The sequence below is a fragment of the Kitasatospora sp. NPDC040550 genome, from assembly GCF_055594965.1.
On record NZ_JBVIWC010000047.1, the window covers coordinates 1 to 17,961 of the forward strand.

Sequence of the window (17,961 nt, forward strand, 5' to 3'; positions counted from 1 at the left end):
ACCCCGATCGGACGATCGAGGCCGGGGATGTCAACATATCTGGCGTTGACTTTTGGCACGCTGTTGAGTTCTCAAGGAACGGACGCTTCCTTCGGGCCGCCTTCCAGCGGGCCCTCCGGGCGCTTCGTTCTTTCGTGTTTCCAGCTTACCAGATGTTTTCCGCTCCGTTTTCCGGAGTTTCATTCATCCGATTCCCACTGGCGGGATTTCCTGCGAACTTCGTTCCGAAGCCTATCAAAGCTTTCGGAGCGTTCCGTCCGTGGGATTTGCTTCGTCGGAGGGCGCGCATTTCGTGAAACGCGCTCGCCTCGATTTCGGCGGTGTCGTAGACACTAACGCCCGGGGCCGACCGTTGTCCAGTCGGTCCCAACCGTTCAAACCTACTAGCCCACCCACACCACGTCAATGGTTTGGTCGGGATGCGAGAAGACTAGCAGGTCAGCGGCCTGTCGATCACATCGACTCAGGCCGCGACGGGCTGCAGGTCCGCCCGGTCGGCCGCATCCACATCGCCGAACTCCCCGCTCGCCGCGGCCTTCCGGCCCAGTACCAGCGCATAGGTGAGGAACGCCGCCTCCGCCACGACACCGATGGAGATCCGGGCCCAGGTCGGCAGGCCGGACGGGGTCACGAAGGCTTCGAGCACTCCGGCCACCGCCAGCACGGTCGCCAGCCCGATTCCCATGCCGATGATCGAGCGGCCCTGTTCCGCCAGCGCCACCCCGCGGGTGCGCGGGCCGGGGTCGATGAGGGTCCAGCCGAGGCGCAGGCCGAGGCCGCCGGACACGAAGACCGTGGTCAGCTCCAGCAGGCCGTGCGGGATGAGCAGGCCCAGGAAGATGTCGAGCCGTCCGGCCGAGGCCATCAGTCCGACGCCGAGGCCGAGGTTGACCACGTTGACCCACATCACGACGAGCACCGGTATGCCCAGCGCGATACCGAAGAGCAGGCACTGCACGGCGATCCAGGCGTTGTTCGTCCAGACCTGGGCGGCGAAGGAGCTGGCCGGCCGGTCCGAGTAGTACGCCTCGTACTGTCCGCCGGGGCGGGTCAGCTCGCGCAGCTCGTCCGGCGCGATCAGGCTGTTCCGGACCTCGGGGTGGGTGGCCATCCACCAGGCGATCAGCACGGTGAGGACCATCGACACCGCCGCGACCGGCATCCACCAGCGGCGCGCGCGGTACAGCGCGGCCGGGAAGCTCACCGTGTAGTAGCGGGCGACGTCCTGCCAGCCGTTGGTGCGGGCACCGGTCACCGCGCTGCGGCCCCGCGACACCAGGCCGGTCAGCCGGCCGATCAGGGCCGGGTCCGGTGCGGCGGCCTGCACCTTGGCCAGGTGGCCGGTGGCGCGCTGGTAGAGGGTGACCAGCTCGTCGGCCTCGTCCCCGTTGAGCCGGCGCCTACGGGCGAGGGCGTCCAGCCGGGCCCACTCCCCCTGGTGGGTTGCGACGAAGACGTCCAGGTCCATTCGGCGGCTCCATGGTCGGCGATGGCGCGAGGCGCGCGTGCGCGGGTCGGGCGGGTACGTGCGGACACGTGCGGGCCCAGCATGCCAGGAGCCGTCGCCGCCCCGGCCGCCGGGATCTCACTTCCCGTGCGACCACCGGGCGCCGTATGTTGGCCGCTGCGGATCAGACTGCGGAGAGCGGGCAGTGGGGGCCGGTCCAACCGCGCTCCCACCTGCTCGCATGAGCGTGAACGGACAGGTGTCTTGAGCGACCTGGTGACGGGTGAGGCGGTCGTCCTCGACCTGCAGACGGCGAAGCTTCCGAGCAGGGCGTTGGCGATCGTGCTCGACCTGCTCATCGAGTTCGCCGCCCTGTTCGTGTCGACGCTGGTGCTGAGCGTGGCCCTGTCCGACCTGGACAGCGCGGCGCTGGCCGCGACGATGCTCGGGATGACGGTCTTCTTCCTGGTCGCCCTGCCGGTGATGATCGAGACGTTCAGCCACGGTCGCTCGGTCGGCAAGGCCGCGCTCGGCCTGCGGGTGGTGCGCACCGACGGCGGCCCGGTCCGGTTCCGGCACTCGCTGGTGCGGGGGCTGGTGGGCTTCTTCGAGCTGATCGCGATAACCGGCGCCCCGGCCGTGATCACCTCCACGCTGAACTCGGACGGCAAGCGGCTCGGCGACATCTTCGCCGGGACGGTCGTGGTCCGCGAGCGCACCCCGGCCGGAGCCGGGGCCGCCGGCCCGATGCCCCCGGTGCACCCGCAGCTGCTGCACGACATGGGTCGTGAGCTGGTCGCGATGGACCTGTCCGCGGTGCCCGAGCCGCTCTGGCTGGCGATCCGTCAACTTCTCGTCCGGGTCGGCCAGTTGGAGCCCAGCGTGACCTTCCGGATGGCCACCGGGCTGGCCGAGGACCTGGCCGCCCGGATCGGGAACCCGATCCCGCCGGGGCTGCACCCGGCCGCCTACCTGGGCGCGGTGCTCACCGAACGGCAGCGCCGGGAGTGGATGCGCGCCCAGCAGCGGTTCGCGGCCGCGGCCCCCGTCCAGGCACCCGCCCCGCACCCGGCCGCCGCCCCCGTCCCCACGGCCGACGGCCGCCCCCACCGCGTCCTCGGCGTGCCCGCGGCGTACGCACCCGCGCCCGTACCGACGCCCCCGGTCCCGGTCCCGACGCCGGCCGCCCCCGCCGCCCCGTCCTTCGTCAAGCCCTCTCAGCCGACCCCGCCCGCCCCCGACGCAGGCTTCGCCCCGCCCGCCTGAGCCCGCCCGCCTGGGCCCACCCCCCCCTGAGCCCGCCCGCCCGAACCGCGCGCGCCTGAGCTGCGCCGGCCCGAGCCGAGCCCAGGCCCCGCCGCTACTCCCCCGCCGACCAGGTGTTCGGCGGCGACTGGAGCTCCTCCAGCTCGATCCCCGCCGCCGCCAGCACCACGTCCCCGGCGAGGTGCACCACCTGCTGCTCCCCCGTCTCCAGGTCCGCCACCTGGTACCGCTCGACCAGCAGCGGCCCCGAGTCCGTCCCGTGGGTGTCCACGCCCTCCAGCAGCCACCCCTGGTCGAAGGTGCGCGGCGCCAGCACCGGCTCGGTGAACGCCACCAGCCGCACCCGCGCACTCGCCCCCTCCCGCAGCCGCAGCATCCGGGCGGTGGCGACCAGGAAGCCCGGCGAGCGCCCGGCGAAGCCGTGCGCCCGGTCGTGCCCCTCCGCCGCGTGCTCGCCGCCCGGGTCGGCCGCGTCGGTGCGGACCCAGGCCACCCCGTCCACCGCACCGCCGCGCACCTGCCAGCCGCCGGCCCGCAGCTCCATCCGCAGCGGCCGGGCCCGCGAGTCCAGCGTCAGGTCGACGCTGCCGATCACCCGCCCGTCCGGCGCGTAGGTCTTGGAGACGTACCGCCACCCGGCCGCCCCGGGCGCGCAGCTGAACCGCTCCTCGCCGAGCAGCACGTGGTCATGGGTGTCATGGAGCGAGTACCGACCGTTGGGCATGCCCGAAGCCTACGCACCGGCGTCCGCTGCAACGTTCCGGGCCGGTGCCCGCATCAGAGGGTCGGGCGGCGCGGGAGACGCCGCCCCGACCACGAAAGCCGGACCACGGGAGCAGGACGACGAGAGGGGGTGCGGATGGCGAAGCAGACGCGCGACGAGGAGTTCACGGAGTACGTGGCCTCCAGGGGCGGCTGGCTGCGGAAGGTCGCCTATCTGCTGTGCGGGGACTGGCACCGGGCCGACGACCTGGTGCAGGAGACCATCACCAAGCTGTACGTGCACTGGTCCAAGGCGAGCCGGGCGGACAACCGGGACGGCTACGCCCGCCGCACACTGGTCAACACCTTCCTCGCCGAGCAGCGCACCTCCTGGTGGCGCCGCACGGTGCGGACGGACCTCGACCCGGACACCGCGGCCGCGGTCCTCGACCTGGACGCCTCGCTCGACCTGCGCCGGGCGCTCGCGGCCCTGCCGCCCCGGCAGCGGGCCACCGTCGTCCTGCGCTACTACTGCGACCTGTCGATCGACCAGGCCGCCGAGGCCCTGGGCTGTTCGGCGGGCAACGTGAAGAGCCAGAGCTCACGGGCCCTGGAGACCCTGCGCAGCAGTCTCGTCCCCGTTCCCACGACCGTGGAGAGGACCTCATGAGCATCCTCGAGAATGCTGAACTTGCCTTCCAGCTCCGTGACTTGGCCGAGGAGTCGGCCCCGCCTCCGGCCTTCGACGCCACCGTGTCCATCGCCCGGGGCCGCGCCCGGCTGCGCGCCCGGCAGGGGGCGGCGATCGGTGCGGTGGCCGTCGCGACGGCGCTCACCATCGGCATCACGGCGATGGCGCCCCGGACCGGGAACACGACACCCGCCGTGTCCCCGGCCTCCGCCACGACTGCGGCCGACCCGGACCCGTCCCCCGCCGACAAGGCCGTCGACGGTATCCCCGCACTGACCTCCGAGCTCAAGGTCGGCTGGCTGCCCGACTGGGTGGACCGCGAGCACGGTATCGGCTACTCCGCGGGCACCTTCGGTTCCAACCTCACCGCCGTCGAACCGAAGCCGGCCTACCGGCGTCTCTTCATCGTCCTCCTCGCCCCCGGCCCCGAACCGGCCCTCGGGACCCTTCCGGACGAGGCCAAGGTCCCTGCTCCCCCGATCAACGGACGGACGGCGTACTGGGTCGAGCACCCGTCCGAGCCCCGCTACGACAGCAGCGACCGGGTCCTCCGCTGGCAGACCGCCGACGGCCGGTGGGCGGTGGTCAGGGCGACGCACCTCGAGAACAAGGTCATCCCGGACGGGGACCTGATCCGGATCGCGGAGTCCGTCACGGGCGGCAGCCGGGACGTCCCGATGCCGCTCTGGCTGAGCGGGCTTCCGGTGTGGATCCGGCCGGACTCCGCCTCCGTGCTCCGCTACACGGGGTCGGTCCCCTGGGAGGCGCGGATCGCCCTCGCGGTCGACGGCAAGATCGTCACCGTCACCGCGGCCCCGGAGGGAGAGCTGAGGGACCTCCCGCCCCTCGCCCAGTGCCGGCACGAAGGCGGCCTGCAGGTCTGCGCGTCCACGGGGCCCGACATCCTGCCCCGACTCGACCCGATCGGCGGCCTGGCGGGCCTGTTGAAGCTGGCGCACGTCACCGGTGCGGACGAGAGCACCTGGACGACCAGCAACCTGCGCTGAGCCCGGACGCGCCGGTGGCCGGCACCCACGGGGGTGCCGGCCACCGGCGTCAGCGGGAACTCTCCCGCGTCGCGGAACTCACCGCATCAGTAGCGGTACTGCTCCGACTTGTACGGGCCCTCGACCGGGACGCCGATGTAGTCGGCCTGCTCCTGGCTCAGGGTGGTCAGCTTCACGCCCAGCGCGTCGAGGTGCAGGCGCGCGACCTTCTCGTCCAGGTGCTTCGGCAGCACGTAGACGCCGATCGGGTACTCCTCGGTCTTCGTGAACAGCTCGATCTGGGCGATCGTCTGGTTCGCGAAGGAGTTGGACATCACGAAGGACGGGTGGCCGGTCGCGTTGCCCAGGTTCAGCAGGCGGCCCTCGGAGAGGACGATGATGGTGCGGCCGTCGGCCTTGCGCCACTCGTGGACCTGCGGCTTGACCTCGGTCTTCACGACGCCGTCGAGCTTGGCCAGACCGGCCATGTCGATCTCGTTGTCGAAGTGGCCGATGTTGCCCACGATGGCCTGGTGCTTCATCCGGGCCATGTGCGAGGCCATGATGATGTCCTTGTTACCCGTGGTGGTGATGAAGATGTCGGCGGTCTCGACCACGTCGTCCAGGGTGGCGACCTGGTAGCCGTCCATCGCCGCCTGGAGCGCGCAGATCGGGTCGATCTCGGTGACGATGACGCGGGCGCCCTGGCCGCGCAGCGACTCGGCGCAGCCCTTGCCGACGTCGCCGTAGCCGCAGACGACGGCGACCTTGCCGCCGATCAGGACGTCGGTGGCGCGGTTGATGCCGTCGATGAGCGAGTGGCGGCAGCCGTACTTGTTGTCGAACTTCGACTTGGTGACCGAGTCGTTGACGTTGATCGCCGGGAACAGCAGCTGGCCGTCACGGTGCATCTCGTACAGGCGGTGGACACCGGTGGTGGTCTCCTCGGTCACGCCCTTGATGGTGGCGGCGACCTCGGTCCACTTGTTCGGGGTGTCCTTAAGGGTGCGGTTGAGCAGCTCCAGGATGATCCGGAACTCGTCGTTGTCCGCGGTGGACGGGTCCGGAGCGGCACCGGCCTTCTCGAACTCGACACCCTTGTGGATCAGCAGGGTGGCGTCACCGCCGTCGTCCAGGATCATGTTCGGGGTCTTGCCGTCGGGCCAGGTCAGCGCCTGCTCGGTGCACCACCAGTACTCCTCCAGGGTCTCGCCCTTCCAGGCGAAGACCGGCACGCCCTGGGGGTTCTCCGGGGTGCCCTCCGGGCCGACCGCGATGGCGGCGGCCGCGTGGTCCTGGGTGGAGAAGATGTTGCAGGAGCACCAGCGGACCTCGGCACCGAGCGCCGTCAGGGTCTCGATCAGCACCGCGGTCTGGACGGTCATGTGCAGCGAGCCGGTGATCCGGGCGCCGGCCAGCGGCTGCGCGGCGGCGTACTCGGCGCGGATGGACATGAGGCCGGGCATCTCGTGCTCGGCCAGCTGGATCTCCTTGCGGCCGAACGGCGCCAGGGAAAGGTCGGCGACCTTGAAGTCACCGGTGATGTCGGTCGACATGCGTCTGCTCCTCGCTGATGGGGTGGGGCACGGGCCGAGGTCCGGATGTGCGATGCGCATGGCGGGCCGTACGGGTGCACGGCTACGCCGGAGCCACCGGATCCCGCGGTGGCGGACCGGCTCCCTGCTGCGCAGCACAAACCGTCGGAGGACCTCTCTCCCTCGACCGGCGCACACCCTACGGGCGCGGACCGCCGATCGACCGCCATCAGCAGCGACGTTCTGGCTCTGGTGACGAATCTACACCGATGGCCCCATCGGGCGTCCGCGGATGACTGATTTGGGCCGCCGGATCCGGCCGTCGCCCGACCGCCCCGCCGGACGCCCGTCAGTGCGCGGCGCCCGGCCCGGGGCCGCCCGGGGTGGCCGCCGGGTCCTCGCCCGCGGCGGCCTTCTCGGCGCTGTAGACGTCCGGTTCCAGGTAGATCGCGCGGGCGATCGGGACGGCGGCGCGGACCCGCTCCTCGGCCGCGTCGATGGCCCGCGCCACCCGGTCGGCGCTGTCCTCCGCGTTGACAGCGATCTTGGCGGCGACCAGCAGCTCCTCCGGGCCGAGGTGCAGGGTGCGCATGTGGATCACCCCGGTGACCGCCTCGCCGTCCACCAGGGCGGCGCGGATCCGCCGCACCGAGTCCTTGTCGGCGGACTCGCCGAGCAGCAGCGACTTGGTCTCCAGCGCGAGCACCACCGCGATCACCACCAGCAGCACGCCGATGCACAGGGTGCCGACGCCGTCCCAGACGCCGTCGCCGGTGATCACGGTGAGCGAGACGCCGAGCAGCGCGAGCACCAGGCCGATCAGTGCGCCGGTGTCCTCTAGCAGCACCACGGGCAGCTCCGGCGCCTTGGCGGTGCGGATGTACTGCACCCAGCCCTGGCCGCCCTTGGCCTTGGCGGACTCGCGCACCGCGGTCAGGAAGGACCAGCCCTCCATCGCGACGGCGAAGACCAGCACGCCCACCGCCCAGCCCCAGGAGTCCAGCGCCTCGGGGTGGTTGACCTTGTGCCAGCCCTCGTAGACCGCGAACAGGCCGCCGACGCTGAACAGCACGATCGCCACCAGGAAGCCGTACACGTAGCGCTCGCGCCCGTACCCGAACGGGTGCTCCTCGTCCGCCGCCCGGCGCGCCCGCTTGCCGCCGATCAGCAGCAGCACCTGGTTGCCGGAGTCGGCCACCGAGTGCACGCCCTCGGCCAGCATCGAGGAGGAGCCGGTGAAGCCGAAGGCGGTGAACTTGGCCGCCGCGATCGCCAGGTTGGCGGACAGCGCCGCGACCAGTGCCTTCGTCCCGCCCTCTGTGCTCATGGGCAGAGACTAGCGGCCTCAGGACTGCGCGGCGGCCAGCCCCAGGTAGACGGCGGCGAAGTCGGTCAGCGCGATCAGGTCGGCCAGCGCGTGCAGCGGGTCCGCGAGGGTGCTCGCGTACTCGGTGAGCCGTACGTCGTGGGCGGCGGCCAGCCGGTGGGCGCGGCGCACGCCGAAGCTGCGCGGTCGTTCGTCGTCCTCGGGCACCTCGGCGGGGCCGTCCTGCTCCTGCGCCGGGTCCGGCGTGCCCGTCCCGGGGACGTGCCGCAGCAGCAGCACCTGGAGGTGCAGCGGGTCGGGCTCCTCGACCCGGTCGCGGAAGAAGTCGTCCGGGTCAGCGCCCGCGCCCAACTGGCCGGTGAACATGCCGCGGTGGACGGTGAGCGCCTGCGGCAGCAGGCCGGTCAGGGCCGGGCGGCCGGCCCGCTCGGCGAGCTGGGCGGCGAACCGGCCGGCGGCGGCGCCGGCGACCGGGCCCTCGGCCCACAGCAGCGGGACCGTCCCGGCCAGCCGCGCGGCCAGGCCCTTGGCCGGGTTGGTGTACGCGGCGGCGTCCGGGCGGCAGCGCACGGCGGCGGTGTCCAGCAGGTCGGCGACGGCCGGCAGCGCGTCGTAGGGCAGCTGGGTGAGGCCGAGCTTCTGGGCGAGCGCCAGCAGCGGGGTCAGGTGGGACCACAGCGCGGCCGGGTCCTCGGCCGGCAGGTCCGGCTCGGCGGCCGGTGCGGCGGGCAGGCCCTCGTCGGGCAGCACCGTGCCGATGTAGGGCAGCGGCAGCGCGCGCACCTGCAGCGCGGCCTCGGCCAGCGGGCTGCCGGGCGGGGCGGTGACGACGACGGAGCAGCCGCGGGCGTAGGCCTGCTCGGCGAGGCCGATCAGGCCCTGCTCGCCGCCGTCGGCGGAGCTGATCACCAGCAGGTCGAGCGGTCCGGCCCAGCCGGGCAGCTGCCAGCCGAGCCCGGCTGTGAAGGCGGGCGGGGCGCCGGCCCGGTCGGCGCGCGGGGCGACGGCCTCGGTCGGCGGCAGCGGGACGACGAGGGTGGCGGTCCCGGCCAGCGCGGCGAGGATCTCGGCGGCGGTCAGGGCGCTGCCGTGCCCGGCGACCAGGACGGCGCGCGGGCGGCCGTCGGGGCGCAGCCGGTCGAGGCCGGCCGCGTCGGCCTGCCGCAGCGCGGTGCGGACCCGGGCGCCGGCGCCGGCCAGGGCCAGCAGGGCGCGGTCGTGGTCGGCGCGCTGGAGGGCGGCCGGGTCGTCGAGCAGGGTGTCGTCGAGCATGCGGCGGGCCTCCGGCTGTCCTGTGGTCGGCGGGCGCGGGTGGGGCGTCGGCCCCGGGGCGGGTGGACCCGCCCCCCAGGATCAGGCCGGGCGGCGGGCCTCGTCCACCAGGAGGACCGGAATGCCCTCGCGGACCGGGTACGCGAGGCCGCAGTCCGCGCCGGTGCAGATCAGCTCGGGCTGCTCCTCGGTGCCGCCCTCGGCGAGCGCGGCCCGGCACTGCGGGCAGACCAGGATCTCCAGCAGGAAGGATTCGAGCTTCATGGGGGCTCTCCAAAGTTCGGTGGTGGCACGGAGGTGCCCCGGCCGATAGGCAACCCTACCGGCCGGGGCACGGTGCGCTCCGGTCAGGCGCGGTCCGGTCAGGCGCGCACGAGGGCCAGCACGCCGTCGCGCAGTTCGGCCATCCGCGCCGGGTCCTTGGCCTCGACGTTCAGGCGCAGCAGCGGCTCGGTGTTGGAGGCGCGCAGGTTGAACCACCAGTCCGGGCCGGCCACGGTGAGGCCGTCCAGCTCGTCCACCGTGGTGCCCTCCAGGCCGGCGTAGGCGGCGCGGACGGCGGCGGTGCTGGCGGCCTGGTCGGCGACGGTGCTGTTGATCTCGCCGGAGGCGGCGTAGCGGTCGTACTCGGCGGTCAGCTCGGAGAGGGTGCCCGGCTGCCCGCCGAGCGCGGCCAGCACGTGCAGCGCGGCCAGCATGCCGGTGTCGGCGCGCCAGAAGTCGCGGAAGTAGTAGTGGGCGGAGTGCTCGCCGCCGAAGACGGCGTCGGTGACGGCCATCTCCTGCTTGATGAAGGAGTGGCCGACCCGGGTGCGCACCGGGGTGGCGCCGAGCTCGCGGACCACCTCGGGGACGGTCCAGGAGGTGATCAGGTTGTGGATGACGGTCGGCTCGGCCTCGCCGGCAGCCTGGGCGCGGGCGATCTCGCGGGCGGCGACCAGGGCGGTGATCGCGGACGGGGAGACCGGCTCGCCGCGCTCGTCGACGACGAAGCAGCGGTCGGCGTCGCCGTCGAAGGCCAGGCCGATGTCGGCGCCGACCTTGCGGACCTCGGCCTGGAGGTCGACCAGGTTCTTCGGGTCGAGCGGGTTGGCCTCGTGGTTGGGGAAGGTGCCGTCCAGCTCGAAGTACATCGGGACGAGCTCGATCGGCAGGCCGTCGAAGACGGTCGGCACGGTGTGGCCGCCCATGCCGTTGCCGGCGTCCACGGCGACCTTCAGCGGGCGGATCGCGCTGAGGTCGACCAGGCCCAGCAGGTGGTCGGCGTAGCCGCGCAGGGTGTCCTGGGCGGAGAGCCCGCCGGGCTTCACGTCCTTGGCCGGGACGGTGACGGTGTCGTCCTCGGCGGTCCAGGACTCGACCAGCTCGCGGATCTCGGACAGGCCGGTGTCCTGGCCGACCGGGGCGGCGCCGGCCCGGCACAGCTTGATGCCGTTGTACTGGGCCGGGTTGTGGCTGGCGGTGAACATCGCGCCGGGCAGGTCGAGCTTGCCGCTGGCGTAGTAGAGCTGGTCGGTCGAGCAGAGGCCGATCTCGACCACGTCGGCGCCGTAGGCCGCGGCGCCCTCGGCGAAGGCCCGGCTCAGCGACGGCGAGGAGGGGCGCATGTCGTGCCCGACCACGATCGCGGTCGCCCCGGTGACCTGCACGAACGCGGCGCCGAAGGCCCGGGACAGGCTCTCGTCCCACTGGTCCGGGACGACACCTCGGACGTCGTACGCCTTCACGAGCTGCTTGAGGTCGCGCACTGCGGCTCCACCCTGGTTCTGTGCTGATCGATACGTCGGGCCACCGACGCGTCCGGTCGACGGATCGCGGTGGTGTCAGACGGGCAGCGTACCCGGGCCGGGCGGACGCACCGTGCGGGGCGAGGTCCTAGTTGTCCGGCGAGCGCAGGACCCGGAGGTGGCCGCGGCGGCCGCCCTCGGTGGACTCGCCCTCGGGGCCGCGGCCTTGACGGGGGGTCTGCGGGCGGGCGGCCTCGCGGACGGCGTTGGCGAGGGCCTCCAGGTCGTCGCTGCTGCGGCGCAGCGGTCCGGCCTCGGCGGCGAGCCGGACGACCTCCCAGCCGCGCGGGGCGGTGAGCCGCTCGGCGTGCTCGGCGCACAGGTCGTAGCAGTGCGGCTCGGCGTAGGTGGCGAGCGGGCCCAGTACGGCGGTGGAGTCCGCGTAGACGTACGTCAGCGTCGCGACGGCCGGTCGGCCGCACGCGGTCCGCGAACAACGACGTACAGAGCTCACGAGGGTGGACGGTACCGCACTCCCCGCCGGGGAGCGAAGACCGCCTGTCCGGCGGGGGTGCCGTGTCGCGGTCCGGGTGCCCGCCGGCGCCCGCTCACCGGGGCTCCGCCGGGCCGTGGGGGCGCCCCGGGCGCGCCGCCCGGCTCCTGTCGCGCGGCTCGCTCCGGCCGCTCGGGCACGCGCCGTCGCACCGGCGATTCCCCCGTCGGAGTGGTCCACTTCCGACCCGCCAAGGACTACTCTCGGCAGTGATATGGACAGCTCCGCACCGCAGTCATCGACAGGCCCCTCGCGCCGCCCCCGGCACCGCGACCGGCACGGCAGGGGGCTGCGCGGCCCGCTGGCCCCGCCCCAGGTGCCGATCTCGCTCACCCGCTCCGAACTGTTCGACGACTACGTGCGCGAGTCGGTGGAACGGCTGGAGCGGCGGTGGCCGCAGCTGATCGAGGTGGAGTTCGCCGTGCAGGAGGTGCCGCTGCACGAGCCGGACGGCGCCGACACCGAGGACGGCGTGCCGCTGGGCCGGGTGTCGCCGGGCCAGAAGGGCCACAAGAGCCAGATCGTGGTGTACCGGCGGCCGGTGGAGATCCGGGCGAAGACCCGGGAGGACCGGGCGGCGCTGGTGCACGAGATCCTGATCGAGCAGGTGGCCGAGCTGCTGGGGCTGTCGCCGGACGCGATCGACCCGCGCTACGACGAGGATTGACCTTCCGGGGCCCCGCGGGGCCCCGGAAGGGTTGTTCAGCGCAGCACCACGCCCGGGTCCTGGGTGGCCTGCGGGACCTGCACGGTGCTGTGGTCGTCCCGCAGTGCCTGGACGGTGAACATCGGCACGTCCTTGGCGGGCAGCGAGAGCATCCGGGCGGCGACCACCGGGCCGCCGGACTCGGTCTCCACGGTGACCGCGAAGACGCCGTTCAGCCCGGCGGGCTCGGGTGCCGGGATGGCGACCGTCCCGCCGGCCGGGAGCTGGACCTCCTTGGTCGCCGGGGTGCCGCCGCCGCTGCCGGCCGAGCCGGTGACCTTGACGGTGGCCGCGTCGCCGGCGGAGGTCAGGAAGATCGTCGAGGCGCCGGCCCGGTTGTCGGCGACGGTGGCGCGGGCGCCGACCGGGGCGCTGCCGGTGAGCCAGGCCGCGTCGCTCTTGCCGTTGCCGCCCGTGCGGTCGACCCGCAGGCCGGCCACGATCTTGGTGGGGTGCCGGTCGTCGGTGGGCGACAGCCGCAGCCCGGCGACCTCCTCCCGGGTGACCTTGCCGAGGTCGACGGCGGCCACCATGCCCGCCTTGACGTGGATCGACTCGTTGCCGGCCGGGGTGAACCAGCCGTTCTTGCCGGACAGCTGGATCTTGAGGTCGGCGTCGTCCTCCGGCGGCGCCCAGACCACCAGCCGGGCCGCGGTGGTGTCGGCGGGCAGGCCGGGCAGCACCTGGGTGGCGGCCGGCTCGGCCGAGGCGGGGACCCAGTCGGCACCCTTGGCGCCGTCGGCGGCGTGCAGCGCGGCGCTGATCCGCCCGGAGCGCACCACCACGTGCACGGCGAGGTCGGTGACGGCGCCCTTGCTGATCGTCGACAGCAGGACGGACTGCGAGCTGCCGGGGGCGACGGTGATGCCGTTGGCGGCGTCGTTGTCGATCAGGCCCTTGTCTCCGTACAGCTTGATGTCGACCACCGCGGCGGAGGACTCGGGGTTGACCAGGCTGACGTAGTCGACCCGGTCGCCGGCCGTGCTGGCCCCGGCGAACCAGAAGCTGGTGCTCTCCGGGGTGCAGGTCAGGCCGGACAGGCCGGTGCCGCGCTGCTCGGTGACCACGGTGGTCTGGGTGACGGTGAAGCCGGGGGCGAGCGCGCCGGTGGCGACCGCCCCGGTGCCGGGCGCGGCGTCGCCGTTGCTGGCCGGGCCGGTGGCCGGGGTGCCGGGCTTGCTCAGGGTCAGCTTGGCGTCTGCGGGCGCGGCGTTCTTGTCCGGGACCGGGGTGGCCGGGGCGCCGGAGCCGCTCGGGGCCGCGCTCGGCGCGGCGGTCGGCGATCCGCTGGGCGCCGGGGCCGCGCTCGGCGGGGTGGCCGGGGCCGCCTGCTCGGAGAGCCAGCCGGCGCCGCCGGTGGCCGAGCCGGTGCCGGGCGGGGTGTAGGCGGTGAGCGTGGTCGAACCGGTCAGGCCCTGGAAGGGCTGCGGGCAGACCGCCGCCGTCCGCTCGACCTGCGCGGTGCTCGGGGCGGCCCCGCCGTCCGCCTTGGCCGGGCCGGCCGGCGGGCGCACCTCGGCGATCCCGAACACGGCCGCCAGCACCACGGCCGCGGCCAGCAGGGACTGGGTGGTCTTCCCCGCGGACCGGCCGGGGGCCGTCCCCGGCGCGCCGGCGGGCTCCGCGGCCCCGGCCGGAGCGGCGGCGGGCTCGACGGGCTGCTCGGCCCGGGCGGCGGACTTCTTCCCGAATGCGGGCTTCTTCATGGCGGGTCAGCTCCCCGATCCGTGCTGGTGGGGGCTGTAGTTCCCGGAAGGGTGACCGGTGCCGCCCGGTTCGTTGGGGTCGTAGTACGGCTCGCCCTGCTGCTGGCCCGGCAGCCAGGTCTGCTGGGGCTGCCCGGGCTGCTGCTGGTAGGGGTCGTAGCCGTACTGCTCCTGCGGGTACTGCTCGTACCCCTGCTGGTCGTACCCCTGCTGCGGGTAGCCCTGCTGGTGGCCGTCGTACCCGTGGCCCTCGTAGCCCTGGGTGGTGTACGGCCCGGCCACCGGCTGCTGGGCCGCGTACTGGTCGTAGCTGTACGGGTCGGCCTGCTGGTACGTCTGGTACGGGTCGGTGTACGGCTCGGCCTCCTGGACGGCGGCGGCCGCCTGGACCGCCCCGGTCACCGGCACGCCGGTGGGCTGCGCCGGGATCGCGCCCGGCGGGCCGTCGTACACCCCGGGCTCCTCGGCGCCGGGCTCGCCGCCCTCGCCCCGCTCGGCCATCCGGCGGGCCCGGCGGCTGCCGGGGGCGGGGGTCTGCGCCTGGGCGGCGGCCAGCGCGGCGGCGGCGACCACCTCCTCGGGCAGGTCGTCGTCCTTGTGGCTGCGGCGGCCGGGCAGGGCCAGCACCAGGATGGTGAGGCCGACCAGGACCTGGGCCCAGATCCAGCCGGTGTGGACGAGGCTGCCCTCGCGGGTGACGCTCAGCTTGCCGCCGGCGGCCGGGAGCTTGAAGCCCTGCGCCCAGCCGTCGACCGTGGTGGGCTCCAGGGCGGTGCCGTCCACGGTGGCCTTCCACTCGGGGGCGGCGGCCTCGGCCAGTCGCAGCACCCGGCCGTCCGGGCCGGCCGGGACGGTGGTGGCGAGGTCGCGCTCGCCGGACGGGACGACCACCGGGTTGGCACCCGGGGCGGTGATCACCGCGCGCACCGCGGGCGCGCCGTTGACCTGCCAGAGCGCGGCGTCGCCGTCCTGGTTGGCCTTCACCAGGCCGGGGGTGGTGTCCAGGACGTCCTTGAACGCGTCCACGGCCTGCCGCTCGACCAGCACGTAGGCGATGCCGTAGCCGGCCAGGGCGTTCGCCTGGTCGGCACCGGAGCCGGCCAGCAGGCTGCCGACCATCCGGTCCAGGCCGCCCTGGGTGCCGGTGGCCGGGTCGACGGTGGACTCGGCCTGGCCGAGGGTCAGGCCGGCGCCGCGCACCACGGTGTAGCGGACGGCGCCCTTCTGGCCGGTGACCACGAGGGTGCGGGAGCGGTCGCTGGTACCGGCCTCCTCGGCGATGAAGGCGGGCACCTGGCCGGCCGCGGCCCGGTGCAGCGGGCCGCCGGCGCCGGTCAGCGCCCACCACAGGCCGGTGCCCAGCGGGGCCAGCACGGCGGCGGCCACCACCAGGGCGGCCACCGGCTGGCGCCAGCCGAAGGCGATCCCGGCGACCCGGGTGTTGGCGCCGTCGGCGCCGATCGCGGCGGCGGCGAGCAGGGCGATCCCGGCGATCAGGGTGGCCGGGCCGGCCCAGGCGGGCACCGGCTGGCCGCCGGAGGCCGGGGTGACGGAGGTGCCCGCCACCGCGACCGCGAAGACCAGCCCGGCACCGGCCGCGCCCCAGGCGGCGAGCACCGCGCGGCGGCGGTCGGCGCGCAGCAGCGCGGCCAGCGCGGCCAGGACGACACCGGTGGAGAGCCAGACCGGCGGCACCCCGGCGCCGCCGGGGTTGACCAGCAGCAGGCCGGCCGCGCTCGCCCCGGCGCCGTGCAGTCCGGGCAGCCCGGCCTCCAGCAGCAGCCACTGCGGGTGCGACAGCACCTTCAACGACCAGGGGGCGAGCACCGCGACCGGCACCGCGAGGATCACCAGGACGCGCAGGCCGAGCAGCCGCAGCGCCGTGCCGCCGGAGCCGAGGGCGCCGCCGCGCAGCACCGCGAAGACCAGCACGGCCAGGCAGAGCGGTACCGCGAGCGCCCAGGTCAGCGGGACGAAGGCGGTGGCCAGGGTGAGCAGCAGGACGGTCATCCAGACCGGCCGCCAGCCGGGGCGGGCGCCCTTGGCGGCGCTCTCCTGGCGGATGCCCAGGCCGGCCGCGATCGCGGCGGCGCGGGCCAGCGGCGGCAGCAGCACGGCGAGGACGGCGGTGCCGATCCGGCCCTGGGCGAGCGCGCCGGTGGCGGCGGGCAGCAGCGCGTAGGTGGCGCTGGCCCAGGCGCGGACCAGCTTGGAGTCCAGCAGCGGCCGGGAGACCAGGTAGGCGCTGACCGCGGCGAGCGGGACGGTGAGCACGACCAGCAGGGTGAGCGCGAGGTCGGCGTGGCCGAACAGCAGCCAGGAGAGCACCGAGAGCACGCCGAGGTACGGCGGTGCGGCGGCGGCCGAGCCGGTGCCGACCGGGTGCCAGGCGTCCGCGTACATCGCCCACAGGCCGCCCGCGCCGTCGGAGGCGGGCAGCAGGGCGCCGCCGAACAGCTCACCGCTGCCGAACAGGCTGCGGCAGGCGACCAGGGCGAACACCAGCAGGGCGGCGAACAGCACCGGCGCGGGGCGCCGGGCCAGCTTCTTGATCAGCGCGAACTGCTCGACGACGAGGTCCTCGCCGTCCTCGTCGCCGCCGGCCTCGACCGAGCCGTGCCGGCTGCCGGTGTCGTCGCCGCCCCCTATCCCGAGCGAGCCGATGACGCCCTCGACGGCCAGCCGGGTGGTGGCGCCGGGCGCCGGGAAGAGCGTGCGGTCGTCCAGGGCGTCCGCGGCGCGGGTCCGGGCACGGTGTTTGCGCGCGGCCAACAGCCGTGGGAAGCGGACGAGTTCGTGGCCGAGGCCGGCCAGTTCGTCGACCGCCTGGCGCGGGTCCTTGCCGAGCAGGTTGGTGACGGCCCGCACCAGGGTGCCGAGCACCAGGCGCAGCAGCACGTACGGGAAGAGCGCGCCCTTGCAGTTGGCGAGCAGGGTGTAGACGGCGCCGGACTTGTCCACCCGGTGCGGGTGGGAGGGGCCGCAGTCGATCGCGCGGCGCTCGCGGCTGGCCGCCTCGGCGTGCCGCAGCACGGCGTCGGGGGCGACCACCACGCGGTGGCCGGCGGCGTTGACCCGCCAGCAGAAGTCGGTGTCGTCCCGCATCAGCGGGAGGGCCCGGTCGAAGCCGCCGAGCTCCTCGAAGACGTCCCGGCGCACCAGCATGCCCGCACTGGAGACGGCGAGCACCGGGCGGACCTGGTCGTGCTGGCCCTGGTCCTGCTCGCGGCGGTCGAGGCCGGTCCAGCGGCGGCCGGAGCGGGCGATGGTGACGCCGATCTCCAGCAGCTGGCGGCGGTCGTACCAGCTGCGCAGCTTGGGGCCGACGACGCCGGCGCTGGGGGTGGAGTCGGCGACCTGGAGGAGCCGGCGCAGCGCGTCGGTCTGCGGCTCGCAGTCGTCGTGCAGCAGCCAGAGCCACTCGACCGGCTGGGTCTCGCGCGGGCCGCCGCGGCCGAGGTCGTCCTCCTGGGCGAGCGGGTCGCCGTAGTCGTCCCAGCCGCCGGTGACCGGGTCGTAGCCGGAGGGGTCGAGCCGGTACGGGAGGTCCTCCGGGCGCAGGGGCGCGCTGCTCGCGACGGCCTCGGCGACGGCGGTGCCGAAGCCGGCCCGGCGGCCGAGCATCAGCGGGCCGCTGTCGGGCAGCCAGTCGGCCAGGGTGTCGGCGAGCAGCTGCGGGGAGTTGTCGGTGGATCCGGTGTCGACCGCGAGGATCCGCTGGACCTGGCGGTCCTGGCCGAGCAGTCCGGCCAGGGCCTGCGGCAGCCAGCGGGCGCCGTCGTGCGAGACGATCACCGCGGTGACCAGGTGGCGCGGGTAGGCGGGCGGCCTGGAAGCGGTGAAGCCGCTCTGGTGGCTGTAGACGGTCATCGAGTGCGCGGGCCCCAGTTCTCGGTGGACACAGCCGGTGAACGGCAACCGGATGGCGCACCACACTAACGGCTCCGGATGGCCGCTTCGTGCCCGGTGCCGGTGCGGAGGCGGTGAAGAAGGGGACCCGGGATCGGCAAGAACCGCTCCGGGAACACGAAAGCGCCCCACCG

Annotated in this window: 14 protein-coding genes; 4 read left to right on the forward strand and 10 right to left on the reverse strand. The window is 74.3% G+C overall.

Annotated features, from left to right (window positions below; genetic code table 11):
* Positions 1–463: 463 nt before the first annotated feature.
* Positions 464–1,468 carry a stage II sporulation protein M gene (locus tag ACZ58X_RS38790; protein WP_470338272.1) on the reverse strand — a complete coding sequence of 335 codons (1,005 nt, stop codon included), beginning with the start codon at positions 1,466–1,468 and terminating at the stop codon, positions 464–466.
* A 243-nt stretch (positions 1,469–1,711) separates the two neighbouring features.
* Here ACZ58X_RS38790 and ACZ58X_RS38795 point away from each other — a divergent pair, with 243 nt between their 5' ends.
* The gene (locus ACZ58X_RS38795; protein WP_470338273.1) at positions 1,712–2,713 is read left to right on the forward strand and encodes an RDD family protein; all 1,002 of its coding nucleotides are present in this window, start codon (positions 1,712–1,714) and stop codon (positions 2,711–2,713) included.
* A 94-nt stretch (positions 2,714–2,807) separates the two neighbouring features.
* Here the strand turns inward: ACZ58X_RS38795 and ACZ58X_RS38800 are convergent, their stop codons facing one another.
* On the reverse strand, positions 2,808–3,437 hold the full coding sequence (locus ACZ58X_RS38800) for a hypothetical protein (RefSeq protein ID WP_470338274.1): 630 nt from the start codon (positions 3,435–3,437) through the stop codon (positions 2,808–2,810).
* A 135-nt stretch (positions 3,438–3,572) separates the two neighbouring features.
* Between ACZ58X_RS38800 and ACZ58X_RS38805 the strand changes: the two genes are divergently transcribed.
* Complete coding sequence (locus ACZ58X_RS38805) at positions 3,573–4,085, forward strand: SigE family RNA polymerase sigma factor (protein WP_470338275.1); 513 nt, start codon at positions 3,573–3,575, stop codon at positions 4,083–4,085.
* Entirely contained in the window at positions 4,082–5,113 is a 1,032-nt protein-coding gene (locus ACZ58X_RS38810; protein ID WP_470338276.1) for a hypothetical protein, read from the forward strand. The genes ACZ58X_RS38805 and ACZ58X_RS38810 overlap by 4 nt, the downstream gene beginning before the upstream one ends.
* A gap of 86 nt (positions 5,114–5,199) precedes the next feature.
* On the opposite strand, the gene ahcY is transcribed toward ACZ58X_RS38810, so the two are convergent.
* From ahcY to ACZ58X_RS38840, 6 genes are all read right to left on the reverse strand, one after another.
* Positions 5,200–6,648 carry an adenosylhomocysteinase gene (gene ahcY / locus ACZ58X_RS38815; RefSeq protein ID WP_470338277.1) on the reverse strand — a complete coding sequence of 483 codons (1,449 nt, stop codon included), beginning with the start codon at positions 6,646–6,648 and terminating at the stop codon, positions 5,200–5,202.
* Between the two features lie 328 nt (positions 6,649–6,976).
* Positions 6,977–7,954 carry a cation diffusion facilitator family transporter gene (locus tag ACZ58X_RS38820; RefSeq protein ID WP_470338278.1) on the reverse strand — a complete coding sequence of 326 codons (978 nt, stop codon included), beginning with the start codon at positions 7,952–7,954 and terminating at the stop codon, positions 6,977–6,979.
* A gap of 18 nt (positions 7,955–7,972) precedes the next feature.
* Positions 7,973–9,226: an SIS domain-containing protein gene (locus ACZ58X_RS38825; RefSeq protein ID WP_470338279.1), complete on the reverse strand. Its 1,254-nt coding sequence runs from the start codon at positions 9,224–9,226 to the stop codon at positions 7,973–7,975.
* An 81-nt stretch (positions 9,227–9,307) separates the two neighbouring features.
* Positions 9,308–9,490, reverse strand: a complete 183-nt coding sequence (locus ACZ58X_RS38830; RefSeq protein WP_470338280.1) for a Trm112 family protein — start codon at positions 9,488–9,490, stop codon at positions 9,308–9,310.
* Positions 9,491–9,588: 98 nt separating this feature from the next.
* On the reverse strand, positions 9,589–10,974 hold the full coding sequence (locus ACZ58X_RS38835) for a phosphomannomutase/phosphoglucomutase (RefSeq protein WP_470338281.1): 1,386 nt from the start codon (positions 10,972–10,974) through the stop codon (positions 9,589–9,591).
* A gap of 127 nt (positions 10,975–11,101) precedes the next feature.
* Positions 11,102–11,467 (reverse strand): DUF3499 domain-containing protein, encoded by a 366-nt coding sequence (locus ACZ58X_RS38840; RefSeq protein WP_030289946.1) that lies wholly within the window; start codon positions 11,465–11,467, stop codon positions 11,102–11,104.
* A gap of 253 nt (positions 11,468–11,720) precedes the next feature.
* On the opposite strand from ACZ58X_RS38840, the gene ACZ58X_RS38845 reads away from it, so the two are divergent.
* Positions 11,721–12,173, forward strand: coding sequence for a metallopeptidase family protein (locus ACZ58X_RS38845; RefSeq protein WP_470338282.1), 453 nt, complete (start codon positions 11,721–11,723; stop codon positions 12,171–12,173).
* A gap of 35 nt (positions 12,174–12,208) precedes the next feature.
* On the opposite strand, the gene ACZ58X_RS38850 is transcribed toward ACZ58X_RS38845, so the two are convergent.
* Positions 12,209–13,918, reverse strand: a complete 1,710-nt coding sequence (locus ACZ58X_RS38850) for a DUF5719 family protein (protein ID WP_470338283.1) — start codon at positions 13,916–13,918, stop codon at positions 12,209–12,211.
* A 6-nt stretch (positions 13,919–13,924) separates the two neighbouring features.
* Entirely contained in the window at positions 13,925–17,788 is a 3,864-nt protein-coding gene (locus ACZ58X_RS38855) for a glycosyltransferase (protein ID WP_470338284.1), read from the reverse strand.
* Between the last annotated feature and the right edge of the window lie 173 nt (positions 17,789–17,961).